The organism is Bacillus sp. ABP14 (genome assembly GCF_001831375.1).
In the GTDB taxonomy this organism is placed as follows: Bacteria; Bacillota; Bacilli; order Bacillales; family Bacillaceae_G; genus Bacillus_A; species Bacillus_A paranthracis.
Genome location: NZ_CP017016.1, coordinates 329555 through 356072, shown reverse-complemented (window position 1 = coordinate 356072; position 26518 = coordinate 329555). Strand labels below are relative to the sequence as shown.

Genomic DNA, 26518 nt, shown 5'->3' with positions numbered 1-26518 from the left:
AATAAAGTGCAACTTTAATAAGTGAGGGGGGGGTGATTCATCCCCCCCACTTATTATCAGCCTGAATCCAACCTAACCTCTTTGCACTAGCAGAATTTTAAGGTGGGAGTTTTACTGCCCGCAAATAGCGGGGTAAAATAAACATGCTAATATCAGTGAACATCAAGATCAACCTACCATTTTCTCCTGTATTCTTTTCTTACCCTCGTTTTATATAGAATACCTCACTTACTTATGATACGGTTCACCTTACACTAATAAAATTACTACACTCCACCCCCTCTAACTTTCAAAAGTTACACCGTTTCACTACCCTGTGTCTCACTAACACTCGCCTCAAACTTATCAAGCAATGCACGCACTTCATCAGTCGATTTCGTACTCATCAATTGATTTCTCAATTCAGCAGCTCCTGGGAAGCCTTTTACATAAATTTTGAAGAAGCGATGAAGTCCTGTGATTGAGCGTGGCAGTACTTCTGCATATTGATCTTGAAGATCAAGTTGTAGTCTTAAAAGATCTAGATGTTCTTTACTGCTATGCTCTCTTGGTTCTTTTTCGAAAGCAAACGGATTTTTAAAGATACCTCGTCCAATCATTACGCCATCAATGCCGTATTTTTCAGCAAGTTCCAGCCCAGTCTTACGGTCAGGGATGTCACCATTTATTGTTAGTAGCGTATTTGGTGCAATACGATCACGTAATTTTTTAATTTCCGGAATTAGCTCCCAGTGTGCATCTACTTGGCTCATTTCTTCTCTTGTGCGTAAATGAATAGAAAGGTTCGCAATATCTTGTTTGAAAATGTGCGTTAACCAATCTTCCCATTCGCTTAACTCTTTAAAGCCAAGTCGTGTTTTTACGCTAACAGGTAGTCCGCCTGCTTTTGCAGCTTGAATAAGTTCTGCCGCAACATCTGGACGTAGAATAAGGCCACTCCCTTTTCCTCTTGATGCAACGTTCGGTACTGGACAACCCATGTTAATATCGATGCCTTTAAATCCTAGTTCTGCCATACCAATACTCATTTGACGGAAGTATTCGGGATTGTCTCCCCAAATATGTGCTACCATCGGTTGTTCGTCTTCTGTAAAAATTAAACGGCCACGTACACTTTTCATACCTTCTGGATGACAATAGCTATCCGAGTTTGTAAACTCTGTGAAGAATACGTCCGGACGACCAGCTTCACTTACTACGTGACGGAAAACAACATCTGTCACATCTTCCATTGGTGCAAGTACGAAAAACGGTCGTGGTAATTCACGCCAAAAATTATCTATCATTTCAAATTCAAATCCTCTCACTATGAATACAATTTCAAACTCTCAATAAACCAAAAAGCAGATGGTATAGATTTTCCTATATCAACTGCTTTTCTATTATACCAACTTAAGCCAAGCCACACACTCTACATGAGTCGTATGTGGGAACATATCAACAGGTTGTACTTCCTGTGTTTTATATCCACCTTCTTCTAGTACTTTTAAATCACGTGCTAATGTTGCTGGGTTACATGATACGTATACGACGCGTTTTGGTTTCATGTCGATAATTGTGTTTAGTAATGCTTCATCACAACCTTTACGCGGTGGATCTACGACCATTGTGTCAGCGATTACGCCTTCTTTATACCATTTTGGAATAACTACTTCTGCTTCTCCTACGCCAAATTCAGCGTTTGTCATGTTGTTTAATGCTGCGTTACGCTTTGCGTCTTCGATTGCTTCTGGGACGATTTCAACGCCGTACACTTTTTTCGCTTTTTGTGCTAGGAATAAGGAGATTGATCCAATTCCGCAATAGGCATCAATTACTGTTTCATTGCCATCTAATTTTGCATATTCTAACGTTTTATCGTATAACACTTTCGTTTGTTCTGGGTTTACTTGGTAGAATGAACGTGCTGAAATCGCAAATTTAATATCGCCGATAAAGTCATAAATATATTCTGATCCGTACAGTACTGTCGTTTTGTCTCCGAAGATTACATTTGTACGTTTCGGGTTTACGTTTTGAACAATTGATTTTACTTCTGGGAATTTCGTAGCAATTTCTTCAATGATTGCTTTTTTGTTTGGTAGTTCTGCTGTACGAGTAATGAAGACAAGCATAATCTCCCCTGTTACTTGTCCGTAACGAGCCATTACGTGACGAAGTGTTCCTTTGTTACGCTCTTCGTTGTACGCCGAAATACCGTGTTTTTCACAAATTCGTTTTACTTCTTGAATCAATGTATCGTTTTCTTCTGCTTGAATTAAACATGATTCCATATTAATAATGTCATGCGTTCCTTGACGATAGAAACCAGCTACAAGTCCGCCTTCACGTTCTCCAATTGGTACTTGTGCTTTATTACGGTATACCCACGGATTCTTCATGCCAAGTACAGGATGAACAGGAACATCGCTTAGTCCTCCAATGCGCTGCATAACGTCGCGTACTTGTTTTTCTTTCGCTTGTAATTGTCCTTCATATGTTAAATGCTGAAGCTGACAACCGCCGCACTGATTGTACACTGGGCATTCTGCATCTTTACGATATGGGCTCTCTGTATGAAGCTTCATTAGACGACCGAATGCGAAGTTTTTCTTCACTTTAATAATTTTAATTTGCGCTTCTTCACCTGGTAATCCGTTTTTAACGAAAATAGGATAGCCTTTTACTTTCGCAACACCGGCACCATCATGTGTTAAATCTTCAAATACTACATCTATAAACTCGTTTTTTTCAACTGGTGGCGTCATTTTTGTACTCATTTTCCGACCTCTCTTTTTCATAACACTGCGTTACATTTTATCATACTTATATGGTCTATTTCTATTGGAAGAAAAAAAGCTATTGACGATAGTTCTCTGTTAATGTTACGCTACTACTAATTTAATACGGACGATGTTACCTCATATATACTCGATAATATGGATCGAGAGTTTCTACCCGGCAACCTTAAATTGCTGGACTATGGGGAAAACTAATGAATATTAGCCTATGTGCAAAAAAGGACTCATATTGATTAGCTTTCTCTCATAGATGAAAGTGAATCCATATGGGTCTTTTTTTATTTTCATTTTTCTAAAAGGTCAGACATCTTACGTATGACATAAAACCTCTTTGTTTTATTTTTAGTAATACAACGAGCGTTTTATGTACAAACTTTATACGAACTTCTGAAAGGGGCAACTACATGCAATATGTAATGAGCATTATCGGTATTCTTGTCGTTTTAGGTTTATGTTTTGCTTTGTCAAACAACAAAAGTAAAATCAACTTCCGTGCAATTGCTATTATGATTGGTTTTCAAATTTTAATCGGTTGGTTTATGTTTGGCACAAAGATTGGTCAACAAATCATTATTTTCATTGGTAAAGTTTTCAACAAACTAATTAAACTTGGTACGACAGGTGTTGATTTTCTCTTTAATGGAATTCAAAGAGACTTTGTCTTTTTCTTAAACGTACTATTAATTATCGTATTTTTCTCAGCACTACTTTCTATCTTTAGTTATTTAGGTGTTTTACCATTCATCGTTCGCGTTGTCGGCGGTGCGATTTCAAAAATTACTGGTTTACCACGCGTTGAATCGTTCCATGCGGTAAACTCTGTATTCTTCGGTTCAAGTGAAGCGTTAATCGTTATTAAAAATGATTTACAACATTTCAATAAAAACCGTATGTTTATCATTTGTTGTTCTGCAATGAGCTCAGTTTCTGCTTCTGTTACAGCATCATACGTAATGATGTTAGATGCAAAATACGTACTAGCAGCTCTTCCGCTAAACTTATTCTCAAGCTTAATCGTTTGTTCGTTATTAACACCTGTTGATACGAAAAAAGAAGACGAAGTAGTTCAGAAATTTGATCGTACTTTATTCGGAGACAGCTTTATTGGCGCAATGATTAACGGTGCGCTTGATGGTTTAAAAGTAGCTGGTATCGTTGCCGCATTAATGATCGCTTTCATCGGTGTTATGGAAGTTGTAAACTACGTAATTAGCGCAGCTTCAGGTGCAATGGGACATGCTATTACGTTACAACAAATCTTCGGTTACGTACTTGCTCCATTCGCATTCTTAATGGGGATTCCAGCTCAAGATATTATCCCAGCTGGCGGAATTATGGGTACGAAGATTGTATTAAACGAGTTTGTAGCAATCCTTGATTTAAAAGGTGTTGCAGCAACATTATCTCCACGTACAGTTGGAATCGTTACAGTATTTTTAATTAGCTTCGCAAGTATTAGCCAAATTGGCGCGATCGTTGGTACAATTCGTGCTCTTTCTGAGAAACAAGGAAGCGTCGTATCGAAATTTGGTTGGAAAATGCTATTTGCATCAACACTTGCTTCTATTTTATCTGCAACAATCGCTGGATTGTTTATTTAGTAAAAATCACCTTACTCGTTGAAGTAAGGTGATTTTTTTATCTATTGTTACTTTTCTCATTCCATCCATTTTCTTCAAATGATATGATGAACAAGGGTATACCCCCACCACTCTTATAGCGGTGGGGATTTTAATGTAAATATGTAACATACTACACAATAGAAGGTGATTTTATGAGAAAATACGCAGCAATTGCTTTATGTACATCTGCCATTCTAGCAGGTTGTAATACTAGCAATGTAAGCCAGGAACCTAAAAAAGAGAAAAAGGTTCAAGAAGTTAAGAAACAAACAGAAACTGTGCAAGAACAAGGTAAAATTTCTTATCAGCCCATTACACACGAGTCTACAAATACTACTATTCATATGACAGATATAAAAGATACTTTAACTGAAGTACAATATAAAATTTGGCGTACTGCTGATGGAAAGGAACACACTAAATCTTTTTCTTCTAAAGAAAAGGAGAAACAGTTTACACTTCTTTTTGATATAAAAGAATTTGAAGGAAAACGTGGTGAGTTCCAAATTGAAGCAATAGGCATAAAAGAAGATGGGAAAACCATTCCACTCACAAAATCTGCTATTACTTTCGAACAAAAGGTTCCCGTTCTTATGTATCATGCAATCGATGATTATCACGGACAAGGCATTAAAGATTTATTCGTCTCACCTGCTAACTTTGAAGCCCAAATGAAATATTTAAAAGACAACAGCTATACATTACTAACTTTTGAACGTTGGGGTGATATTAATAAAGTAAATAAACCTATCTTTGTTACATTTGATGACGGTATGAAAAATAATATGAATGCATTCCATGTTTTACAAAAGCTAAAAGACGATACATTTAAACCGGCGGCAACAGAATATATGATTGTTGATAACGTTGATGTAGAAGGATCACTGTCTACTTCTGAAATAAAAGAAATGGTCGATTCCGGCATTTTCTCAGTGCAATCTCATACAGCGACGCATGCAGACTTACCGAAAATTACAAACTATGAAGAGGAATTAAAAGGATCAAAAGAAAAGTTAGAAAAAATAACAGGTAAACCCGTTATCGCAGTTGCTTATCCATTCGGTCATGTAGATGATAAAGTCGTTGCAGAAACGAAGAAATATTATCAATTTGCGACGACAACAAAACCCGGAAAATTCATTACAAAAGGTGAACCCGATGAATTGTTAAAAATGAAGCGTGTTCGCATACACCATACGACGACCGGAGAACAGTTTGCTTCTTCGATTAAATAACGATGAGGGCTCAATATATTTTGAGCTCTCTTTTTACGCTATATTTATATATATTTTTTGAATTTTCTTGTATTATATATAGTAAGAAATCTTTCAAATTAAAGGAGATTATACATATGTCATTTGAACAAACGTTAGAGAAATATGCTGCCCTTGCAGTCAATGTTGGTGTTAATATTCAACCAGGACAAACATTATCAATTAGCGCACCTCTTGAAGCTGTACAATTTGTACGCCTCGTTACAGAAAAAGCATATAAATCTGGTGCAAAACACGTATATGTGGATTGGAATGATGAGACGTTAACACGCTTAAAGTTCGATCTAGCTCCTGAAGAAGCATTCGCTGAGTTTCCATCTTGGAAAGCACACGCTCGTGAAGAATTAGCAAAAGAAGGCGCTGCATTTATGTCTATTTATGCAGAAAACCCTGATTTATTAAAAGGTGTAGAACCAACGCGTATCGCAACAGCTCATAAAGTAGCTGGTGAAGCAATGAAAGTATACCGTGATTACGTACAAGCTGATAAAGTAAGCTGGTGTGTCATTTCTGTTCCTACGAAAGAATGGGCTGCGAAAGTATTCCCTGACGTTGCACCAGAAGAACAAGAAGCAAAACTATGGGATGCTATTTTCAAAGCTACTCGTGCTGATTTAGAAAATCCTGTGGAAGCATGGAAAGAACACGATAAAACATTACATACAAAAGTTGATTACTTAAACGAAAAGCATTATAAAGCTCTTCACTATACAGGTCCTGGAACAGATTTAACGATCGAACTTCCAGAAAAACATGTATGGGCTGGTGCTGGTAGCTTAAATGAAAAGAACGTACCATTTATGGCGAACATTCCAACTGAAGAAGTGTTTACAATGCCACTTAAAACAGGTGTAAATGGCCAAGTATCTAGTACAAAACCGTTAGCATTTGCAGGTAACATTATCGATAACTTCACGTTAACATTTGAAAACGGACGTATCGTAGATTATAAAGCTGAAGTTGGAGAAGAAGCTTTAAAACATTTAGTAGAAACAGATGAAGGTTCTCACTTCTTAGGAGAAGTAGCTTTAGTACCTCATGATTCACCAATTTCAAACACAAATATTTTATTCTACAACACGCTATTTGATGAAAACGCATCTTGCCACCTTGCAATCGGAAATGCTTATGCATTTAACTTAGTTGGCGGAAAAACGATGTCTAAAGAAGAACTTGCTGAAAATGGCGCAAACGCTAGTATTACACACGAAGATTTCATGATTGGATCAGCTGAGCTTGATATCGACGGCATTACAGCTGATGGCAGACATGAACCAATCTTCCGTAAAGGTAATTGGGCGTTTTAATAAAAGCAAAAGGCTATCTTCCACACTGGAAGATAGCCTTTTATGATGCAGATGAAACCTTAAGCCCAATTACTCCTAACACGATGAAAAGAATACAAAATGCTTGGAATAGGCTAATGTGCTCTTTAAAAAAGTACACACTAATAATCGTAATAAGTAACGTCCCAACACCAGACCAAATTGCATAAGCAATACTTAAATGAATCTTTTTTACAACGATGGCGAACACGCTGAAACAAATTCCGTAAAATACAAAAATAAGTACACTTGGAATGAGCTTTGTTAAACCGTTTGATAATTTCATCGCAATTGTTCCAGCTACTTCAAAAATAATTGTTACAAGTAATAATAGCCAATATACCATACTAGAATCTCCTTCTCTGTTACCTTATAGAGATTCTAGTATACTACTTATAGTCCTAATGAAATATATTTAATTTCTAAATATTCCTCGATACCGAAATGACCACCTTCACGGCCAATACCGCTTTCTTTAAACCCACCGAACGGTGCTTGTGCAACTGATGGGAGGCCATCATTTAAACCAATAATACCGTACTCTAACGCTTCACTAATTTGGAATGCTTGACTAATATCTTTCGTGAAAATGTACGCGGCTAAACCATATGGCGTATTATTTGCACGCTCAATTACTTCTTCAACCGTTTTAAATTTCGCAACTGGTGCAACCGGTCCAAATGTTTCTTCATTCATACAAAGCATCGTATCATTCGCCAATCCAATTACAGTCGGTTGCATAAAGTGTCCGTCTAGCTCTGCAACCTTTTGACCACCATATAAAACTGTTCCACCTTTTTGAATAGCATCTTCAATATGTTCTTGTACTTTTGAAACTGCATTCTCGTCAATAAGTGGTCCTACAGTCGTTCCGTCACCGAAACCGTCTCCTACTTTCAACTTCCCTACTGCCTTTTGAAACTTCTCTGCGAATACTTCGTAAACTTCTTCCTGAACAAATACTCGGTTTGTACATATACACGTTTGTCCTGCGTTACGGAATTTCGAACCGATTACTGCCTCTACTGCTTTATCTAAGTCTGCATCATTCATAACAATAAACGGTGCGTGACCACCTAACTCAAGTGAAACCTTTTTCATCGTTTGTGCCGCACTAGCCATTAACTCTTTCCCAATTTCCGTTGATCCTGTAAAGGACACTTTTCGAACACGCCCATCTTCCATCCACGTATCAGCAATTGCTTTCGCACTACCTGTTACAATATTTATTACGCCTTTTGGAATGTCTGCTTCATGAGCTAATTCAGCTAATTTTAACGCAGTTAACGGCGTTTGACTTGCAGGTTTTACAACCGCTGTACATCCTGCTGCAAGCGCCGGAGCTACCTTTCTCGTAATCATAGCAGCCGGGAAGTTCCAAGGCGTAATAGCTGCCATAACGCCAACTGGTTGCTTCATGACTAAAATACGTTTATTCTGATGAGAAGCAGGAATCATTTCACCATATACGCGTTTTCCTTCTTCTGCATACCATTCAACAAAACTATTTGCATAATTCACTTCACCAAGCGCTTCTGCAAACGGCTTTCCTTGTTCTTTCGTCATGATCGCTGCAATCTCTTCTTTATTTTCCTCAATAAGTGTGAACCATTTTTTTAATTTCGCTGCACGATCTGCCGCTGTTAACTTAGACCATAATTTAAAAGCTTCATGCGCAGCATCAACAGCTTGCTTTGCCTCTGTTACCCCGCCCTTTGGTACAGTCGCAAATATTTCCTTCGTTGCTGGATTATTTACTTCGATTTGCTCTTGCAATGTAATCCACTCACCATTTATATACATCGCCTTTTTCTCTACATTTACAAACGTCGCTTTTTTATCCAATATTCTCTTCCTCCTCTATAAGTTTCTTTATTTTCCTAGTCGCAGCAGATTGACTTATTTTTAAAAACTCCGCTACCTTATAACTCGATCCATATGTTTTATATGCTTTCAAAATAATATTCCGTTCTACTTCTTCTAACATTTTATAGAGACTTTGACCGGACTGTTCAACCGTTGATTCTTGCATCGCTATTGGTAAATCTTCTATCGTAACGATATCATCGGCAGTTATAACAATTCGCTCAATCACATTTTCAATCTCTCTATTATTTCCTTCCCACGGGTAACCAACAAACATTTGTAATGTGCTAGGCGCTAATTTTACATTTCTACCATATTTCTCGTTAAAGTGTTGTAAATAATGATAAATAAGTGGCAAAATGTCTTCTGTTCTTTCCCGTAGTGGCGGGATTACAATGGGAATGACATTCAGACGATAATATAAATCTTTCCGAAATGTTCCTTGTTTCACCATCATACTTAAATCTCTATTTGTTGCCGCTACAACTCTAACGTCCACCTTTTTTAATTCTCTTCCGCCTATAGGGCGAAACGTTTTTTCTTGCAACACTTGCAAAAGCTTTGCTTGAGTTTCAAGCGGCATTTCGCCAATTTCATCTAAGAATAGCGTTCCTTTATGCGCTGATTCTAATAGTCCCTTTTTCCCTTCACGATTCGCACCTGTAAAGGATCCGCCTGAGTATCCAAAAAGCTCTGATTCAATTAAATTTGTCGGCAATGCCGCACAGTTAATTTCATAGAAACTTTCATTCTTCCGGTTACTCACTTCATGTAAATGACGCACCAATCGACTCTTTCCTACTCCTGTCTCACCTAAAACGAGAACCGTACTATCTACTACGGATACTTTCTTGATTGTCTCGACTATTTTTTGCATAGCGATACTTTTAAAAATAAGTCCTTCATGTTCATATGTTTCTCTTAATTCTTTTTTATATGTTTTTAACTGATTATCCATTTCTTCTACCTTTTGACGTAATTGATAGAGTTCTGTAAGATCACGAGAGTAACTAATTACTCTTCTTAAATTGCCCTCTTCATCAAAAACAGGCCTTGTACGAACGTGTAAATACTCTCCTGATTTTGTCGTTTGAACGAGTTCAATCGGTCTCTTTTTTTCAATTACTTCTAACGTTGCTGATGGATAAAAGATACCATCTTTCTGCAATTCTTTTACATGTTTACCTACTAACTCTTTTGCAGCCAATTGATAGTGCCTTTCACATGTACTATTTACACGTACAACGATTCCCTTTTCGTCAGTCACAAAAATTTCGTCAAACGCATATTCAAATACATCTTGTAAATCCATTAACACTCGTTCCTTTTCTGCAACCATCCTAGCCACCCCTAACTTCCAATCCATCGATTCACTTCAATACCTTTATTATAAAGTGAATTTTCTGCATTTTATATAGAGTCAGCTAGAATGTTTGCTGTTTTATTATTTAACTTTTAAACACGAGCAATATTTGCTTTCTCATAACAGACTTGCAACGATTCTTCAATGATTGTTAATCCTTCTTCCAGTTGCTCATCTGTAATCACTAATGGCATTAGCACACGAATAACATTACCGTATGTTCCTGCTGATAGTAGAAGTAAGCCACGTTTATTTGCTTCTGCGCATAAATTAGCTGTTAACGTTTTATCAGGTGCTTTCGTCTTACGATCTTGAACGAGCTCAAATGCACACATTGCTCCTAAACCACGCACATCACCGATGCAATTATATTTATTTTTCATCTCTTCGAATCGGTTCATTACGACTTTTCCTAATTCTATCGCTCTATCATTTAAATTCTCTTTTTCTATTACATCAAGTACTGCTAATGCTGCCGCACATCCTAGCGGGCTTCCTGCATACGTTCCACCAAGTTCTCCTGGTGCAGACTCATTCATAATTTCTTTGCGCCCAATAACACCACTAATCGGTACACCAGCACCTAATGATTTAGATACCGTAATTAAATCCGGAACGACATCATAATGATCAATGGCGAAATATTTTCCTGTACGGCTAAATCCAGTTTGAATTTCATCCGCTACAAATAAGATGCCGTGTTCTGAGCAAATATTGCGTACTTCTTGCACAAACTTCTTACTTGGGACGATAAATCCACCTTCCCCTTGAACAGGTTCCATTACAACGGCCGCAATCGTTTCTGGTGCTACTTCTGATACGAAGAAATTCTTAAACTCTTCAATCATAAAGTTATCGTACTGCTCTTCAGTTAGTCCTTCTGGGCGACGATATTCGTATGGGAATGGCGCTTTATATACTTCCGGTGCAAATGGGCCAAATCCAAATTTATATGGTTTTACTTTACTTGTCATCGTCATTGTCATTAATGTACGTCCGTGGAAACCTTTAGAAAACGCAATAATACCAGGTCTTTTTGTATATTTACGAGCGATTTTCACCGCATTCTCAACTGCTTCTGCACCACTATTTAGAAATAGTACTTGCTTATCAAAACTTCCTGGCGCTAATGCCGCAAGTTTTTCTGCTAATTCAATATATGGCTCATACATCATGACATTAAATCCAGTATGAATGTATTGATCTACTTGTTTATGGAGTGCTTCTTTCACAGCTGGGTGACAATGTCCTACGTTAATTGTTCCAATTGCTCCCGCGAAATCAATGTACTGATTGCCATCAACATCTGTTACAAGAGCACCATTTGCAGATTGTACAAACGTTGGGATGCCGTTACTTACTCCTTTTGGTACTATATTTTGGCGGCGTTCTAATAAAGACGCTGCTTTCGGTCCAGGAATTTGTTCATTTACTTTAGCAAATTTTTTTGTGTTCATTACGTATCCCATCCTTTTCTTTACATTGTTTTCTCTTTTCATTGCAAAATGTATGCCAACATTCTTTTCAAGCATTCATCCTATATGCCTTCTATTTCAACATAAAAAATAAGTCTATAAAGACTCATTAAGAGTCTTTATAGACTTATTTTTCTTACACATTAGACTTTCCTTGTTCCCAAATGAACTCACCCGAATGAGAAATAAACTCACCAACAGATTGCACTACTAAATCAGCAAGTGGTTCTAACGTTTGACGGTCTCCCGTACCAGATAGCACTCCAATTGCATAGCAATCACCGCCATTTCTCGCTAAATATAAATCAGTTGGTGTATCTCCAACGACCGCTACTTCACACGCCTCTAAATGAAACCTTTCGCAAAACGATTCTACAATTCTTTTATCTGGTTTTTGTGCCGGAAACGTATCTGAAGCTACAACATAATCAAAATAAGACTCTAATTGATACTGTTTTAAAAATAATTCTGTCGGTGCGAAATCATCAGCTGTAACAACGCCTAAAATAAATCCTCTATCCTTTAAACCTTGTAAAACTCTCGGTAAATCCGCCGTCATTTTCATATAGGAACGATGCTCATACATAAGAGAAAATAACTTTTCACTTACCCACTCATGCATTTCCTCTTCCTTACATGACGTAATATACTTACAAAGCCCCTTTGCAACATCAAGGCTTGTTCCTGCCGCTATTGCGCTACGAGGGTTAACAAATACCCCCTCCACACCGATTTCTTTTAGTAAAGTAGGCTGCATTGACTTTGGTAGTTCATATAAATTGATACATTCCGCCACAAGTTCTTCAGCTACTTTTATCCAAATTGAATGAAAATCCATTAATGTTCCATCTTTATCAAATAGTATTGCTTTTACCTTCTCCATAACACCCCACCTCTCGTTTCTTATATCCTCCAGTGTATCAATAAAATATGGATATAAAATAAACGAATTGTAAAAATACCATGAAAATCAAACTAACTTCAAATTTACAATTCTTCTATATAATAAAAAAGGATGCCTTTACAGGGCATCCTCTTGATGTTCAGGAACAAATAGTTCCAGACAATGATACATATTTTCGAATTCCATCGGTGCATCTCCACCATATTCACCATCTAAATTAATCATTAGTTTATCTGGTGAATGCACTTTAATTCGGTTCGCTTGTGTGTATAGTACTTTTGGATTGTTAATATGTTCACCACGCTGCGCTTGTGTTGCAGCTTTAATTAAGTCTGCAATCGAACCTTTTTTCAGCACTAATAAATCAAATAAGCCATCGTTAATCGATGCATATGGTGCTACCTTTTCAAAGCCACCCACTGAACGAGTATTCGTAATTAAAAACATCGTAATTTCTTCTTGTAGTAATTTTCCATCATACTCAATTTCAACGTATGTTGGATGTAGTGATGGTAGCATTTCGATACCTTTTAAATAATAAGCAAGTTGTCCTAATACAGTCTTTAGCTTACTTGGTACTTCATATGTTAATTCTGTAATACGACCGCCACCAGCGATGTTAATAAAATATGTATCGTTTGCTCTACCAAGGTCTAATGGCACAGTTTTTCCTTCACAAATAATATCCGCTGCCTCTTCAATAGAACGAGGTACACCGATTGCACGTGCAAAGTCATTTGTCGTTCCAACTGGAATAATTCCAAATTTCGGACGGAATTCATGACCAACTAGACCGTTTACGACTTCATTTAACGTGCCGTCACCACCAGCCGCAATAACAACATCAAATTTACGCTCTACAGCTTGCCTCGCCGCCACAGTTGCGTCTCCAGGACCCGTTGTCGCATGACAAGATGCTTCATATCCAGCTTGTTCTAATTTTTGTAATACTTCCGGTAAGCTCTTCTTAAATAGCTCACGCCCAGAAGTAGGATTATAAATAATTCTTGCTCGCTTCATCATTTATTAGCACAGGAAATTTCTTTATGTATCGACAAAGAACATACCGAACTTCTATTCAGTATTCCCATGCCTACCTCCTCTCATCTTCCTATCCTTCTTTTATCTCGCTCAAACAGGCAGTAAGAACCCGATTCGTGTAGCCCATCAAAAGTAAATATTCATTTCAATGGTTTTGTTTTATTTGACAAAAAATTTATGTCCATCTATTTCCTCACAACAATTTACATATAACGAATAATAATTATCTATTATTTCATGAGATGAAAAAACCTCTATTTCTAGATTTATCATTATTCCCACCTTTTTGCAACTATCATACCATAGTTGCTATACAAACATTTTTCCACTTTTGACAGTTAATCAAACGTTTGTTTAAATAATTTTCTCTCATTTAAACAAACGTTTGATTAACCTAGAAAAACACCCATGTACGGGTGTTTTTCTGCTTAATCTTTAAAAGTTACTACTATTATCGCTTATTAATCTCTTCAAGTAAGATTTTGTTAACAAGCGGTGGATTTGCTTGTCCTTTTGTAGCTTTCATAATTTGACCAACTAAGAAGCCAATTGCACGGTCTTTACCGTTTTTAAAGTCTTCGATAGATTGCTCATTATTATCAAGAATTTCTGTTACAACTTTACGAAGTGTACCCTCGTCAGAAATTTGAACAAGGCCTTTCGCTTTAACGATTTCTTCTGGGTCTCCACCTTTTTCAATTAATTCGTTAAATACTTTCTTCGCAATTTTAGAAGAAATTGTACCTTTTTCAATTAATTGAACCATTTTAGATAAACCAGCAGGCGTTAATGCAACGTCTTTTAATTCTTTTTGTTGTTTGTTTAGGTATGCAAGTACTTCACCCATTAACCAGTTTGATGTTAATTTCGCATCAGCACCGTCTGCAACAGTTGCTTCAAAGAAATCAGACATTTCTTTCGTTAATGTTAATACGTGTGCATCATAAGCTGGTAAGCCTAATTCTGCAACGTAGCGAGCTTTACGTGCATCTGGAAGTTCTGGAATAGAAGCACGAACTGCTTCTTTCCACTCATCGTCGATATAAAGTTCAACTAAGTCCGGCTCTGGGAAGTAACGGTAATCATCAGATCCTTCTTTCACACGCATTAAGATTGTTTTCTTCGTTGCTTCATCATAACGACGTGTTTCTTGTTGGATGATACCACCAGATAATAATTCTTTTTCTTGGCGAGCTTGCTCAAACTCAAGACCTTTTTGTACGTAAGTAAAAGAGTTTAAGTTTTTCAGTTCCGCTTTTGTACCGAACTTCTCTTGTCCAACTGGACGAAGGGAAATGTTCGCATCACAACGCAAGGAACCTTCTTCCATCTTACAATCAGATACGCCAGTGTATTGAATGATTGATTTTAACTTCTCTAAGTATGCATATGCTTCTTCTGGCGTACGCATATCTGGCTCAGATACGATCTCAATTAAAGGCATACCTTGACGGTTGTAGTCTACTAATGAGCCGTCAGCTGTATGCGTTGATTTACCAGCATCTTCTTCTAAATGAAGACGTGTAATACCGATACGTTTCTTTTTACCGTCTACTTCAATTTCAATCCAACCATTTTCACCAATTGGCTTATCAAACTGAGAGATTTGGTAAGCTTTCGGATTATCTGGATAGAAATAGTTTTTACGGTCAAACTTCGTTTCTGTTGCGATTTCACAGTTTAATGCCATTGCAGCTTTCATTGCAAAGTTAACTGCTTCTTTATTTAAAGTAGGAAGTACTCCTGGGTATCCTAAGTCAATTACACTTGTTTGTGTATTTGGTTCCGCTCCGAATTCTGTTGGACTCGCAGAGAAAATTTTCGAATTTGTTTTTAACTCAACGTGAACCTCTAAACCAATAATTGTTTCTAAATTCATCTATGCTCGCCTCCTTACAGACTTGCTTTTTTTGTATGATGGTCTGTTGCTTGCTCAAACGCATGTGCAACGCGGTAAATTGTCGCTTCATCGAAGTGTTTACCAATGATTTGTAAACCAAGTGGCATGTTGTTAGCACCGAATCCACATGGAACAGAAATCGCTGGAACACCTGCTAAGTTTACTGGGATTGTTAAAATGTCATTTGCATACATTGTCATTGGATCATCAACTTTTTCGCCCACTTTAAATGCTGGAGTTGGCGTTGTTGGTCCAATAATAACATCGTAGTTAGCAAATACATTTTCAAAGTCGTTTTTAATTAATGTACGTACTTGTTGTGCTTTTTTGTAATATGCATCATAGTAACCAGAGCTAAGAGCAAATGTACCAAGCATAATACGACGTTTTACTTCATCACCGAAGCCTTCGCTACGTGTGTTTTTGTAAAGATCCATTAAGTTATTCACATTATCAGAACGAACACCATAACGTACACCATCAAAGCGTGAAAGGTTAGCTGATGCTTCAGAAGAAGATAATAAGTAATACGTTGCTAGAGCGTATTTAGAGTGTGGAAGAGATACTTCCTCCCAAGTTGCGCCCATACCTTCTAATACTTTTAAAGCAGCTAGTACTGACTCACGAGCTTCTTCGCCAACACCTTCTCCTAAGTATTCTTTCGGTACAGCAATGCGTAAACCTTTAACGTCGCCTGTTAAACCAGCTAAGTAGTTTCCTACTTCAACGTTAGCAGAAGTTGCATCCATACGGTCAAGACCTGAAATAGCTTGTAATAAGTATGCATTGTCTTCTACTGTACGTGTAATCGGTCCGATTTGGTCAAGTGAAGATGCAAATGCTACTAATCCGTAACGAGATACACGTCCGTAGGTTGGTTTTAAACCTACAACGCCACAATATGCAGCTGGTTGACGGATAGAACCACCCGTATCAGAACCTAGAGAGAATAATACTTCTCCTGCTGCTACAGCTGCTGCAGAACCACCACTAGATCCACCTGGAACGTAATCTAAGTTCCATGGATTTTTCGTAGCGTAGAAACCTGAGTTTTCATTTGAAGAACCCATTGCGAACTCGTCCATATTTAATTTACCGATTGTAATTGTGTCAGCAGCTTTTAGCTTTTGCACAACTGTCGCATCATAAATTGGATCGAAGTTTGCTAACATTTTGCTTGCACAAGTCGTACGAAGACCGTTAGTTACAATGTTATCTTTAACACCGATTGGCATACCGAATAATAAACCATTATCTTCAGCACCAATTTTCGCGTCTAATTCTTTCGCTTTCGCGCGTGCGTTTTCTTCATCTAATGTAAGAAAAGCTTTTACGTTATCTTCAACATCCGCAATACGTTTGTAAGATTCTTCTACTAAATCCGTAACGGAAATTTCTTTGTTGTTTAATTTCTTATGTAACTCTGATACTGAATGATCAAATAATGACATCGAAATTCCCCTCCTCTATTCTAATACTGCTGGAACACGGATTTGATTATCTTTGTGATCCGGTGCATTTTTTAATACTTCTTCAACTGGTAAACCTTTTTCTGGTACATCTTCACGCATAACATTTTTCATAGTTAATACATGAGTTGTTGGTTTTACATCTGTTGTATCTAATTCATTTAACTGTTCTGCAAATGTAACAATTGCATCTAGTTGTTTTTGAAATTTTTCTGCTTCTTGATCAGTAATTGCAAGACGTGCTAAATGTGCTACGTGCTTTACATTCTCAACGGAAATTCTTGACACGGCTAGGCCACCTCCATAATATATCGTTCAATCTACAATACTATTGATGATACCAAATTTTCAGTACTTCAAGCAAGTCAACACACGGCACTTACAGCATTTTTACATAAAAAAAGAAAGGCAAACGCCTTTCTTTACGATTTACTCTTTATCTGACGGTTTATTTTTCGGAAATCTCTCGTTATCTTCTTCATTATCACGAATTGTTTTTTGTAATACAAAACAAGACATCGTTAAAAATAGTGTTCCAATTAAATAGTATCCTTTTACACTAAGCGTTTCATCTAGCGTATAAATCCCAATTAGCATACCTGAAAGCGCGCAAACAAATGAAGTCCATGCTAAAAACGTGAACGCTTGCGTATTACGTCTTCTCATCGTTCTCCCCCTCGTTAGCTGTACATCTATTATAGATAAGTATATTTACTATGATGAATTTTTATCCCACTTTAATGGGCAGTAAGACCCCCACCTCAAAATTCAGCGAAAGCAAAGAAGTTAGGTGGGGGATCAACTGCCCATAAAAGTCCGATTGGTTCAACTAATAATCAGTGGGGATGAAGAAAATCCCCACTGATTAAAGTTTCACTTTATGTAAATTCTAGTTTTATATTTATAAATCTTTCATAAAAGAATAATATTTCAAGGTGAATTTTCTGTCTAATCCGAAAAAACAATTGAAACCATTGACATTTATTTCAATTCTACATAAAATAAAAACAAATATTACGAACCTCGAAATATACGGGAGTGGAATTAATTGTTGCAATACGAACATTTTTTAGACTTACTGCTAGATAATGCCAAGAAACTTTTCTATCCTGAAGAATGGGTAAGCTTAGATTTAACACTTTCTAAAACTGAAGTATTTTGTTTACTTTGGATGGAGCGAAATACAGATATTACAATGACAAAAATCGCTGACCTTCTTGATATACCGATGAGTACAACGACAGGTGTTGTAAATCGTCTTGTAAAAAAGGGATATATTGAAAGATACCGTGACGAAAATGACCGACGCATTGTATTAATTCGTTTAACAGAAAACGGCGTATTGCTCGTTCAAGAAGTAAAACAAAATGCAGCCCATTATTTTAACCTAGTGACCGAAGCATTATCGGAAGAAGAAAAAGCATTTTTACTACAAATCTTCCAAAAGATTATGAATCACATTGCTACGTCACAACAAAAAACAGAAGAAAAGGTTTCAACACCTAAAATGAAAAACATTCCGATTGAATAAAACCCTAGCTGGGTTTTTATTCAATCGTTTATTTCGCCACTCGTAATATTCGATACTCGAAATAAGGGGGATATGAATGATGAGAATTATTTTGTATACAGGTAAAGGCGGCGTGGGAAAAACTAGTATTTCAGCAGCAACTGCACTTCAAAGCGCAAAACAAGGATTAAAAACTTTAGTAATGAGCACAGACCCAGCTCATAGTTTAGGAGATTCATTTGGTGTAAAACTATCTTCTGAACCATTAGAAATTCGTGAAAACCTATGGGCACAAGAAATTAATACGATTTATGAGATGGAAAAAGGCTGGGGGAAATTACAGAAATATATTACACTACTCTTCACTTCCAAAGCAGCTGATGATATTACAACAGAAGAGTTAACAATGTTTCCTGGTATGGAAGATTTAATTAGCTTACTTCGTGTACTCGATTATTATAAACAAAACACATATGATGTTATTATCATTGATTGTGCCCCAACAGGAGAAACATTAGCCATGCTCAGTTTTCCAGACATGCTCGGCTGGTGGATGGAAAAACTCTTCCCTATTAAAAGAAAAGTTTTAAAAGTTGTTCGCCCTGTAGCGCAACCACTTCTTGGCGTCCCCCTTCCAACCGATGATATTATGGACGAATTAACAAATACACTTGAACAACTTGGAGAGATGAGAGATATTTTATCAAACCGAGACGTAACAAGTATCCGCATCGTTGTAAATCCCGAAAAAATGGTTATTAAAGAGGCTCAGCGTAGCTTTACGTATTTAAATTTATACGATTATAACGTAGATGCGATTATGATTAACCGCGTCATCCCTAACACTGTCATCGATCCTTATTTTCAAGCTTGGAAAGATACTCAAAAGAAATATAAAACATTAATTCAAAATAGCTTTGATCCGCTTCCTATTTACGAAGCTCCAATGTTTGAACAAGAAGTTGTTGGCTTACCTATGTTAGAACGCGTTGGAGATGCTTTATTTAAAAAAGATTATTGTCCTACTGAAGTAAAATTTAACGGTCGCACTCAATATGTAAAAAAAGATGGCGATGAGTATATTTTCGTTCTGTCCATTCCCTTCTCTAACAAAAGTGAACTTGCATTAAATCAAAAAGGTGACGAGCTTATCATTCGTGCTGGTTCTGTTAAACGAAACATCACATTACCCAAAACGTTAACACACCTTTCTATTCAAGGAGCAAAATTCGAAGATGATGTACTAAACATTCGATTTGGAGGTGTCGTGCATGCATGAGGAATTAATAAGGAAGGTAATTCGTACAAAAATAAAAATCGGTATGCATATATTAGAAGAGTTACCTGCACCAATCCAGCAATCAGCTAAGCAAATACTAAATATTTTACAAGAGGAGCTAGCTGCTTATCCGAAAGAACAAGGGCATCGTGAAGATAATTTGAAAAGTATTATAATTGAATGAACATCTCTGGATAGAGGGCCTTTCTAGGCTTTCTATCTCTATATTGGAGTGATGTAAGTTGTTTAAAAAACATTCCACTATTATGCTTTGGATGATTCCCTTGTTATTTCTCATTCATAACCTTGAAGAATCTTTCCAAATGCCACAATATCTTGCTAATCAATTTTCAATTACTTTTATAACTAGTCAACAATTTTCCATTGCGATTTCTATATTGACTCTCTTTGTTTTACTTATCGTCTTTCTATATCAAATAAACATCTTGTCTTCTATATACTGGATTATTTTTATACAGGGGGCTATCTTCTTCAACTCTGTTCAACATATTATTTTGTTTTTTATTTATCGCTCCTATAATCCTGGCGTAATATCCGCAGTTTTCATTGTTATCTTTTCTATTTTCTTTTTTTCATCCCAAAAACACTTAATTCATAAAAATAAATTCTTAATTACACTCGCTTTCAGCTTATTTTCTTATCCTATTATAATTTGGATTACCTTACTATTCGCTAGCTACTTTCATTCATAAAAAAGACCAGGAAAACTCCTGGTCCATTACTCTACTTAACAAACATTGGATTCTATGTTATACAGAATTGGAAGGTACAGAATTAGGGTTTGTTTTGTTTGTTAAGTAGATTATATGTTGAACGAACTAACAGCGGAGGGGTTCCTTCTGTTAGTCCATTAAACCCAATCATTATTTTACGATTTTTTCAAGCTCATCAAGTGAAAGATCTACTGAAATTGAACCATCATTTGTTTCTTTCTTAATTGCATCTGTTACTTCTTTTGAATGATATAATTCAATTACTTTTTTCAGTGTTGGATCATCTTTATCTTTCGTACGAGCTGCGAAAATATTAATATATGGCTTCGCATTTTCATTCTTTGGATCTTCTAAGAAAATTGGATCCTTCGCTGGATCTAATCCAGCTTGACCAGCAACACCGTTATTAATAACTGATGCTGCAACATCTTTTAACACACGAGGTGTTTGCTGTGCGATAACCGGTGTAATTTTTAATTTCTTCGGATTTTCAGCAATACCACTTGGATCTCCAAATAGACCAAAGTCTTTTTTAAGCTTTAATAATCCAGCTGCATCAAGAAGTTTTAAAGCACGTGCTTGGTTCGTTGGATCGTTTGGAATTGCAATTTCCGAACCATCTGGGATTTCATTTGCTTTCTTATATTTTTCAGAGTATAAACCCATTGGCGCAATTTGCGTTGTACCAACAGCTGTAATATCTAGCTTATGCTCTTTTTTAAATTGTTCTAAGAATGCAATGTGCTGGAATGAGTTTAATTCAATATCTCCATCAGCTAACGCTTTATTTGGCGTTGTGTAATCAGAGAACTCAACCAGTTTAATTTTAATTCCTTCTTTTTCAGCTTTCCTCTTCAAAATTTCCCAAGCGTCTCCATCCGTTCCAGTTACACCGACGCGAACTACTTTTTCTTTCGCCCCTGCCCCTGTGTCTCCACTTGAGCAGCCGCTTAATGCTGAAACCCCTACAATTGCTGATAATGCAAATGCTAAAATTTTCTTCATTTTCTTTTCCCCTCTTCCTTTTTATGATCTGCGTAAAAAGACTTTCGCAAAATAGTTTCCTAAGTTTTGAGCTAATTGTACGAGAATGATAAGTAAAACGACCGTTACGAACATAACTGATGTATCAAAACGTTGATAACCATATGTCATTGCTAAATCACCAAGACCGCCACCACCGACAAGCCCAGCAACTGCAGAAAATTCAATTAAACCAACTGTCATAAATGTAACACCTAAAATTAATGGCGCTAACGCTTCTGGTACAAGGATTTCAAAAACAATTCTAATTGGTGAAGCACCCATCGCTTGCGCTGCTTCAATTACCCCTTTCGGAACAGAAACAAGATTTGTTTCAACCATTCTAGCGATACCAATTGATGCAACTAACGTCATTGGAAAAATTGCTGCTGCTGTTCCAATTGTCGTTCCGATAACACTTCTTGTTAACGGGCTTAAAGCTACTAAGAAGATAATGAATGGAATCGGACGAATTGTATTAATGATGATATTAAGAATAGAAAAGACCCATTTATTTTCTAAAAAGTTTCCTTTTCTCGTTACATATAAAAGTAAACCTAGAGGTATACCAAGAATTGTAGCGAATATAAGGGTTACAATTACCATTAAGAGGGTATCTCCCGTCGCATCTAGTATGCGCGGCCAAAATATACTCCAATCAACTCGCATGAGCTTCTACCTCCTTCAGCTGCACTTGCAGTCTTAGATGTTGTAATGCTTTTTGAATTTCCCTCTGTTCACCTTGCAATTCTACAAGAAGATTTCCAAATAGCACATTTTGAAGTTCAATAATATTTCCGTACAGTACATTTACATCCACGTTATAGTTTTTTGCGATATATGATAGTACCGGCTGTCCTGTTTCCTCACCAGTAAATGTTAGGTGATAAATCTGACCACCATTTTGAATTTTCGCTAAAACACTTTCCGGTAAATGATCATTAATAACAGAACGTACAAAGTTTTGAGTCGTCGTTGTTTTTGGTTGTGTGAAAACATCAAACAGTTTTCCTTCTTCAATAACTTTTCCTTTTTCCATTACAGCTACACGGTGACAAATTTCTTTCACGACATGCATTTCATGTGTAATAAGAAGAATTGTTAAATTATATTCTCGATTTACTTTCTTTAATAAGTTTAGAATTTCTGTCGTTGTTTCTGGATCTAAAGCTGATGTTGCCTCATCACATATAAGAATATCTGGTGATGTTGCAAGTGCTCTAGCAATACCTACACGCTGCTTTTGTCCGCCTGATAGCTGCTCTGGGTAATTGTTTGCTTTATCTTCTAACCCTACAAACTTCAGCAATTCATTTACTCTTTCTTTTATTTCATTCTTTGGTACTTTTGCTAACTTTAATGGATAAGCAATATTCCCAAATACTGTTCTTGAATTAAATAAATTAAAGCTTTGAAAAATCATCCCGATTCTTTGTCTTAGCTTCCGTAATTCTTTCGTCGATAATGATGTAATCTCTTTATCATCTATTGAAATCGTTCCTGCCGTTGGTCTCTCTAACATGTTTACTAGGCGTAATAACGTACTCTTTCCAGCGCCACTAAAACCAATAATGCCAAAAATTTCGCCTTTCTCAACTGATAACGTTACATCCTCCACCGCATGAACAGATTGCCCACCTGTTTCATATACTTTACTTACATTGTTAAAAGAAATCATTTTTTCCCCTCCTATATGCTGTGAAAACTTGAAGCAGAGCTCTCGAGGTAAAATAAAAAGTGCTCTCCTTCTTATCAACCATAAAGATAAGAAGGAGAGCACTTATATGTACTCGTTCACATCTTCTCATCTTCCAAGCCTTTCATAGACTTGCTGGAGTTAGCACGGTATTAAAAAAACCCGTTGCTGAGGTATCGTAGGGCCAGTCCCTCCACCTCTCTGGATAAGAATGTATCGATTTAATTGTCGTTTAATTAATTCTCATTATAGAACTCAGAATAATAAGAGTCAATACATTTTTTAGAAAAATATTAATTATTTCTTTATTAAAATTTTCAGATGAAAAATTCAAGAAAAAATAGTAATCTTTAAAGTTATGTAAAATTATCCTCTTGCATATTTTTTAAAAGGATAATCTTCTCTACTAATTGAATACCATTATTTGAATATGAAATCGGAGGAAGATAAATATATGAAAACAGCTCTTTTACTCATTGATATTCAAAATGATTATTTTCCACACGGCAAAATGGAATTACGTAATCCAGTCGAAGCAAGCGCATATGCCCGTCGGCTACTACAGCTCTTTAGAAAGAAAAACGAACCTATTTTTCATATCCAACATGTAGCAATAAAAGAGGACGCTACTTTTTTCCTACCCAATACAGAAGGTGTACATATTCATGAAAGCGTACGCCCACTTAAAGAAGAAACCGTTATACTCAAACATTATCCAAATAGTTTTCGCGAAACCGATCTTCTAGAGCAATTACAACGTTTAAATATTGAGCACCTCGTCATATGCGGGATGATGACTCATATGTGTATTGATGCTACCGTAAGGGCTGCCTTTGATTTCGGCTTGCAATGTACTGTTATACATGATGCTTGTGCGACAAAAGATCTTTCTTTTAAGAATGCTACGATACCAGCTGTTTATATTCATAATACAATTTTAGCTAGTTTAAATGGCGTATATGCAAATGTAATGAGTACAGAGGAGTTTTTAGCTACAAAAAAACACTCTCTTCAGTGAGCAAAACCGAAAAGAGTGTTTCTTGTCAAACCATAGATTTTCTTTCAAATTGTATTATACAGGAAATCCTTAAAATGAATACAAAAAAATGTGACTAATAAGTCAACTTTTCTCATTGTTTTATTTCTATTTACATGTTTATCCCGATATGAATAGGTTTTAGCTAGTTCCACTTACCAAATAGTAATATATGGTAAGTGTTTTTTAATGCAAATTAACTAATTTCTCCTATTATTTATCTGTTTGTTTTTGTTTCTTTTTCAAATACTCCGCACGCAATTTTTCAATTTGCTGCTTTTTATCAAATTTGACAGGCGTCTGTTTTTCATGAAACTTCGCGACAGCTACCTGACCTTTGTAATCCAATTGATATTTTCCCACTTTGTTCACCTACTTTTCTTATCTTGAAAGAGAATTTATTCAACCAATATAATATACCTTATTTTACTGAAGTAAACCTTATATTAGTTTTTCTACTTATATGTATCTTAATCCACATATAGAAAGTTTTTCAAAAAAAAGAGATCTTCGCAGACTGCGAAGATCTCTTCTACTATTTCTTATAAAGTTTCAGAAGTAGTTTTTGCTTGCATGTGAAGTGCTAAGTAGTCAGGGCCACCAGCTTTAGAGTCTGTACCAGACATGTTAAAGCCACCGAATGGTTGGTATCCTACGATTGCACCAGTACATCCACGGTTGAAGTATAAGTTACCTACGTGGAAGTCTTCACGTGCTTTTTCAATATGGTCACGGTTGTTAGAGATAACTGCTCCTGTTAAACCGTATTCTGTATTGTTTGCAATTGCAAGTGCATGGTCAAAGTCTTTTGCTTTACAGAATGCTACTACTGGTCCGAAGATTTCTTCTTTCATTAGGCGAGCATCTTCTGCAACGTCAGCAACGATTGTTGGTTGGATGAACCAGCCTTTAGAATCGTCTCCTTCGCCACCTGCTAAAATTCTACCTTCTTCTTTACCAATTGCAACATAGCTCATTACTTTATCGAATGCAGCTTGGTCATTAACAGGACCCATGTTTGTACCTAATACAGCTGGGTTAGCAACTGTTAATTCTTTCGTTAATTCAACAGCACGATTTAATACGTGATCGTATACATCTTCGTGGATTACTGCACGAGAACATGCAGAACATTTTTGTCCTGAGAATCCGAATGCTGATGCAACGATAGATTTAGCTGCTAATTCAAGATCTGCTTCTTTATCAACAACGATTGTATCTTTACCGCCCATTTCAGCGATAACGCGTTTTAACCAAATTTGGCCTGGGTTTACTTTCGCTGCGCGCTCATAAATACGGATACCTACATCACGAGATCCAGTGAAGCTAATGAAACGTGTACGAGGGTGATCTACTAAGTAGTCACCAACTTCAGAACCATTACCTGGTACGAAGTTTACTACGCCAGCTGGTAAGCCAGCTTCTTCTAATACTTCCATGAATTTCGCTGCTACTACAGGAGTTGTACTAGCTGGTTTTAGTAATACTGTGTTACCAGAAACTAAAGCAGCTGTTGTCATACCTGCCATAATTGCGAATGGGAAATTCCAAGGAGAAATGATAACACCTACTCCTAATGGAATGTAAGAGAAACGATTATATTCAATTGGACGGCTTTCTACTGGAATTCCGTCTTTTAATTTCAACATTTGACGACCATAATATTCCATAAAGTCGATTGCTTCTGCTGTATCAGCATCTGCCTCATTCCATGGTTTACCTGCTTCTTTTACAAGAATAGCAGAGAATTCATGTTTTCTACGACGAACGATCGCTGCAGCACGGAATAAAATGTCTGCACGCATTTCTGGCTTTGATTTTCTCCAAGTTTGGAATGTTTCATCCGCTACTTGCATTGCTTTTTCAGCTAACTCACGGCTTGCTTTTGAAACACGACCAACAAGTTCCTCTTTATTTGCAGGGTTTACAGAAACAATTTTGTCTTCTGTAGTGATTTTTTCTCCCCCAATAATTAATGGATAGTCTTGCCCAAGATAAGATTCTACTTTCTTTAAACCTTCTTCAAACGCTAATTTGTTAGCCTCCACTGAAAAATCTGTAAATGGCTCATGTTTGTATGCTACTACCATTATTTTTAGCCTCCCCTTAGAAAAACGTTTACATTTTACAACATTATTCTACACGATAATTTAGATTTATTCAAATATTCCTAGACTTATATTTTAAAAATTAATTAATTTTTAAAATATAATAAAAAAAC

At 36.6% G+C, this 26518-nt stretch carries 25 protein-coding genes and 2 riboswitches; of the genes, 8 read left to right on the top strand and 17 right to left on the bottom strand.

The window, feature by feature from the left end; all coding sequences use genetic code 11:
* Positions 1-296: 296 nt before the first annotated feature.
* A complete protein-coding gene (locus BGI23_RS01910; RefSeq protein WP_044790840.1) occupies positions 297-1286 on the bottom strand; it encodes a tRNA dihydrouridine synthase in 990 nt (329 codons plus the stop codon).
* Positions 1287-1382: 96 nt separating this feature from the next.
* Positions 1383-2759: a 23S rRNA (uracil(1939)-C(5))-methyltransferase RlmD gene (gene rlmD / locus BGI23_RS01905; RefSeq protein ID WP_000105046.1), complete on the bottom strand. Its 1377-nt coding sequence runs from the start codon at positions 2757-2759 to the stop codon at positions 1383-1385.
* Between the two features lie 121 nt (positions 2760-2880).
* Positions 2881-2982, top strand: a riboswitch (purine riboswitch).
* A 202-nt stretch (positions 2983-3184) separates the two neighbouring features.
* Here rlmD and BGI23_RS01900 point away from each other — a divergent pair.
* The 3 genes from BGI23_RS01900 to BGI23_RS01890 all read left to right on the top strand — a co-directional run bounded on the left by BGI23_RS01900 (position 3185) and on the right by BGI23_RS01890 (position 6983).
* The gene (locus BGI23_RS01900) at positions 3185-4381 is read left to right on the top strand and encodes a NupC/NupG family nucleoside CNT transporter (protein ID WP_070805115.1); all 1197 of its coding nucleotides are present in this window, start codon (positions 3185-3187) and stop codon (positions 4379-4381) included.
* A gap of 173 nt (positions 4382-4554) precedes the next feature.
* Positions 4555-5637, top strand: coding sequence for a polysaccharide deacetylase family protein (locus BGI23_RS01895; protein ID WP_001233742.1), 1083 nt, complete (start codon positions 4555-4557; stop codon positions 5635-5637).
* Between the two features lie 116 nt (positions 5638-5753).
* Positions 5754-6983 (top strand): aminopeptidase, encoded by a 1230-nt coding sequence (locus BGI23_RS01890; protein ID WP_000007360.1) that lies wholly within the window; start codon positions 5754-5756, stop codon positions 6981-6983.
* A 40-nt stretch (positions 6984-7023) separates the two neighbouring features.
* Here BGI23_RS01890 and BGI23_RS01885 read toward each other — a convergent pair whose 3' ends face one another.
* The 10 genes from BGI23_RS01885 to BGI23_RS01840 all read right to left on the bottom strand — a co-directional run bounded on the left by BGI23_RS01885 (position 7024) and on the right by BGI23_RS01840 (position 17685).
* Positions 7024-7347: a DMT family transporter gene (locus BGI23_RS01885; RefSeq protein WP_000263254.1), complete on the bottom strand. Its 324-nt coding sequence runs from the start codon at positions 7345-7347 to the stop codon at positions 7024-7026.
* Positions 7348-7394: 47 nt separating this feature from the next.
* Positions 7395-8846, bottom strand: coding sequence for an NADP-dependent succinate-semialdehyde dehydrogenase (gene gabD / locus BGI23_RS01880; RefSeq protein ID WP_070805114.1), 1452 nt, complete (start codon positions 8844-8846; stop codon positions 7395-7397).
* A complete protein-coding gene (locus tag BGI23_RS01875; protein ID WP_000225165.1) occupies positions 8839-10206 on the bottom strand; it encodes a sigma-54 interaction domain-containing protein in 1368 nt (455 codons plus the stop codon). Before BGI23_RS01875 ends, gabD begins: the two co-directional genes overlap by 8 nt.
* A 116-nt stretch (positions 10207-10322) precedes the next feature.
* Positions 10323-11687 (bottom strand): 4-aminobutyrate--2-oxoglutarate transaminase, encoded by a 1365-nt coding sequence (gene gabT, locus BGI23_RS01870; RefSeq protein ID WP_014481549.1) that lies wholly within the window; start codon positions 11685-11687, stop codon positions 10323-10325.
* A gap of 154 nt (positions 11688-11841) precedes the next feature.
* Entirely contained in the window at positions 11842-12588 is a 747-nt protein-coding gene (locus BGI23_RS01865; protein ID WP_000416643.1) for an HAD family hydrolase, read from the bottom strand.
* Between the two features lie 138 nt (positions 12589-12726).
* On the bottom strand, positions 12727-13632 hold the full coding sequence (locus tag BGI23_RS01860) for a diacylglycerol kinase (protein WP_000977677.1): 906 nt from the start codon (positions 13630-13632) through the stop codon (positions 12727-12729).
* A gap of 469 nt (positions 13633-14101) precedes the next feature.
* Complete coding sequence (gene gatB, locus BGI23_RS01855) at positions 14102-15529, bottom strand: Asp-tRNA(Asn)/Glu-tRNA(Gln) amidotransferase subunit GatB (RefSeq protein ID WP_001047674.1); 1428 nt, start codon at positions 15527-15529, stop codon at positions 14102-14104.
* 14 nt (positions 15530-15543) lie between these two features.
* Complete coding sequence (gene gatA / locus BGI23_RS01850) at positions 15544-17001, bottom strand: Asp-tRNA(Asn)/Glu-tRNA(Gln) amidotransferase subunit GatA (protein ID WP_000051445.1); 1458 nt, start codon at positions 16999-17001, stop codon at positions 15544-15546.
* A 15-nt stretch (positions 17002-17016) separates the two neighbouring features.
* Positions 17017-17307: an Asp-tRNA(Asn)/Glu-tRNA(Gln) amidotransferase subunit GatC gene (gatC, locus tag BGI23_RS01845; protein WP_000086999.1), complete on the bottom strand. Its 291-nt coding sequence runs from the start codon at positions 17305-17307 to the stop codon at positions 17017-17019.
* A 141-nt stretch (positions 17308-17448) separates the two neighbouring features.
* Complete coding sequence (locus BGI23_RS01840; protein ID WP_001254394.1) at positions 17449-17685, bottom strand: YiaA/YiaB family inner membrane protein; 237 nt, start codon at positions 17683-17685, stop codon at positions 17449-17451.
* A gap of 382 nt (positions 17686-18067) precedes the next feature.
* Between BGI23_RS01840 and BGI23_RS01835 the strand changes: the two genes are divergently transcribed.
* From BGI23_RS01835 to BGI23_RS01820, 4 genes are all read left to right on the top strand, one after another.
* The gene (locus BGI23_RS01835; protein ID WP_044821657.1) at positions 18068-18550 is read left to right on the top strand and encodes a MarR family winged helix-turn-helix transcriptional regulator; all 483 of its coding nucleotides are present in this window, start codon (positions 18068-18070) and stop codon (positions 18548-18550) included.
* Positions 18551-18626: 76 nt separating this feature from the next.
* Positions 18627-19808, top strand: a complete 1182-nt coding sequence (locus tag BGI23_RS01830) for an ArsA family ATPase (protein WP_000984536.1) — start codon at positions 18627-18629, stop codon at positions 19806-19808.
* Positions 19801-19992 (top strand): DUF3926 domain-containing protein, encoded by a 192-nt coding sequence (locus BGI23_RS01825; RefSeq protein ID WP_000544083.1) that lies wholly within the window; start codon positions 19801-19803, stop codon positions 19990-19992. The genes BGI23_RS01830 and BGI23_RS01825 overlap by 8 nt, the downstream gene beginning before the upstream one ends.
* A gap of 58 nt (positions 19993-20050) precedes the next feature.
* Entirely contained in the window at positions 20051-20521 is a 471-nt protein-coding gene (locus BGI23_RS01820) for an HXXEE domain-containing protein (RefSeq protein WP_041184062.1), read from the top strand.
* 171 nt (positions 20522-20692) lie between these two features.
* On the opposite strand, the gene BGI23_RS01815 is transcribed toward BGI23_RS01820, so the two are convergent.
* The 3 genes from BGI23_RS01815 to BGI23_RS01805 are packed head-to-tail and all read right to left on the bottom strand — an operon-like array spanning position 20693 to position 23243.
* Complete coding sequence (locus tag BGI23_RS01815) at positions 20693-21547, bottom strand: MetQ/NlpA family ABC transporter substrate-binding protein (RefSeq protein WP_000721604.1); 855 nt, start codon at positions 21545-21547, stop codon at positions 20693-20695.
* A gap of 21 nt (positions 21548-21568) precedes the next feature.
* Positions 21569-22234 carry a methionine ABC transporter permease gene (locus BGI23_RS01810; protein WP_001261859.1) on the bottom strand — a complete coding sequence of 222 codons (666 nt, stop codon included), beginning with the start codon at positions 22232-22234 and terminating at the stop codon, positions 21569-21571.
* Positions 22224-23243 carry a methionine ABC transporter ATP-binding protein gene (locus tag BGI23_RS01805; protein WP_070805113.1) on the bottom strand — a complete coding sequence of 340 codons (1020 nt, stop codon included), beginning with the start codon at positions 23241-23243 and terminating at the stop codon, positions 22224-22226. The genes BGI23_RS01810 and BGI23_RS01805 overlap by 11 nt, the downstream gene beginning before the upstream one ends.
* Positions 23244-23366: 123 nt before the next feature.
* A riboswitch (SAM riboswitch) is annotated at positions 23367-23473 on the bottom strand.
* A gap of 242 nt (positions 23474-23715) precedes the next feature.
* Between BGI23_RS01805 and BGI23_RS01800 the strand changes: the two genes are divergently transcribed.
* Complete coding sequence (locus tag BGI23_RS01800) at positions 23716-24279, top strand: cysteine hydrolase family protein (RefSeq protein ID WP_000844889.1); 564 nt, start codon at positions 23716-23718, stop codon at positions 24277-24279.
* A gap of 231 nt (positions 24280-24510) precedes the next feature.
* Here the strand turns inward: BGI23_RS01800 and BGI23_RS28245 are convergent, their stop codons facing one another.
* The gene (locus BGI23_RS28245; protein WP_000521648.1) at positions 24511-24660 is read right to left on the bottom strand and encodes a hypothetical protein; all 150 of its coding nucleotides are present in this window, start codon (positions 24658-24660) and stop codon (positions 24511-24513) included.
* 179 nt (positions 24661-24839) lie between these two features.
* Positions 24840-26387, bottom strand: a complete 1548-nt coding sequence (pruA, locus tag BGI23_RS01790) for an L-glutamate gamma-semialdehyde dehydrogenase (protein ID WP_000259550.1) — start codon at positions 26385-26387, stop codon at positions 24840-24842.
* Between the last annotated feature and the right edge of the window lie 131 nt (positions 26388-26518).

What these genes read in the sequence shown, in the direction of transcription:
- BGI23_RS01910 (WP_044790840.1), bottom strand. Translation starts at nt 1,286, where the DNA reads ATGATAGATAATTTTTGGCGTGAATTACCACGACCGTTTTTCGTACTT.
- rlmD (WP_000105046.1), bottom strand. Translation starts at nt 2,759, where the DNA reads ATGAGTACAAAAATGACGCCACCAGTTGAAAAAAACGAGTTTATAGAT.
- BGI23_RS01900 (WP_070805115.1), top strand. Translation starts at nt 3,185, where the DNA reads ATGCAATATGTAATGAGCATTATCGGTATTCTTGTCGTTTTAGGTTTA.
- BGI23_RS01895 (WP_001233742.1), top strand. Translation starts at nt 4,555, where the DNA reads ATGAGAAAATACGCAGCAATTGCTTTATGTACATCTGCCATTCTAGCA.
- BGI23_RS01890 (WP_000007360.1), top strand. Translation starts at nt 5,754, where the DNA reads ATGTCATTTGAACAAACGTTAGAGAAATATGCTGCCCTTGCAGTCAAT.
- BGI23_RS01885 (WP_000263254.1), bottom strand. Translation starts at nt 7,347, where the DNA reads ATGGTATATTGGCTATTATTACTTGTAACAATTATTTTTGAAGTAGCT.
- BGI23_RS01875 (WP_000225165.1), bottom strand. Translation starts at nt 10,206, where the DNA reads ATGGTTGCAGAAAAGGAACGAGTGTTAATGGATTTACAAGATGTATTT.
- gabT (WP_014481549.1), bottom strand. Translation starts at nt 11,687, where the DNA reads ATGAACACAAAAAAATTTGCTAAAGTAAATGAACAAATTCCTGGACCG.
- BGI23_RS01865 (WP_000416643.1), bottom strand. Translation starts at nt 12,588, where the DNA reads ATGGAGAAGGTAAAAGCAATACTATTTGATAAAGATGGAACATTAATG.
- BGI23_RS01860 (WP_000977677.1), bottom strand. Translation starts at nt 13,632, where the DNA reads ATGATGAAGCGAGCAAGAATTATTTATAATCCTACTTCTGGGCGTGAG.
- gatB (WP_001047674.1), bottom strand. Translation starts at nt 15,529, where the DNA reads ATGAATTTAGAAACAATTATTGGTTTAGAGGTTCACGTTGAGTTAAAA.
- gatA (WP_000051445.1), bottom strand. Translation starts at nt 17,001, where the DNA reads ATGTCATTATTTGATCATTCAGTATCAGAGTTACATAAGAAATTAAAC.
- BGI23_RS01840 (WP_001254394.1), bottom strand. Translation starts at nt 17,685, where the DNA reads ATGAGAAGACGTAATACGCAAGCGTTCACGTTTTTAGCATGGACTTCA.
- BGI23_RS01830 (WP_000984536.1), top strand. Translation starts at nt 18,627, where the DNA reads ATGATGAGAATTATTTTGTATACAGGTAAAGGCGGCGTGGGAAAAACT.
- BGI23_RS01825 (WP_000544083.1), top strand. Translation starts at nt 19,801, where the DNA reads ATGCATGAGGAATTAATAAGGAAGGTAATTCGTACAAAAATAAAAATC.
- BGI23_RS01815 (WP_000721604.1), bottom strand. Translation starts at nt 21,547, where the DNA reads ATGAAGAAAATTTTAGCATTTGCATTATCAGCAATTGTAGGGGTTTCA.
- BGI23_RS01810 (WP_001261859.1), bottom strand. Translation starts at nt 22,234, where the DNA reads ATGCGAGTTGATTGGAGTATATTTTGGCCGCGCATACTAGATGCGACG.
- BGI23_RS01805 (WP_070805113.1), bottom strand. Translation starts at nt 23,243, where the DNA reads ATGATTTCTTTTAACAATGTAAGTAAAGTATATGAAACAGGTGGGCAA.
- BGI23_RS01800 (WP_000844889.1), top strand. Translation starts at nt 23,716, where the DNA reads ATGAAAACAGCTCTTTTACTCATTGATATTCAAAATGATTATTTTCCA.
- pruA (WP_000259550.1), bottom strand. Translation starts at nt 26,387, where the DNA reads ATGGTAGTAGCATACAAACATGAGCCATTTACAGATTTTTCAGTGGAG.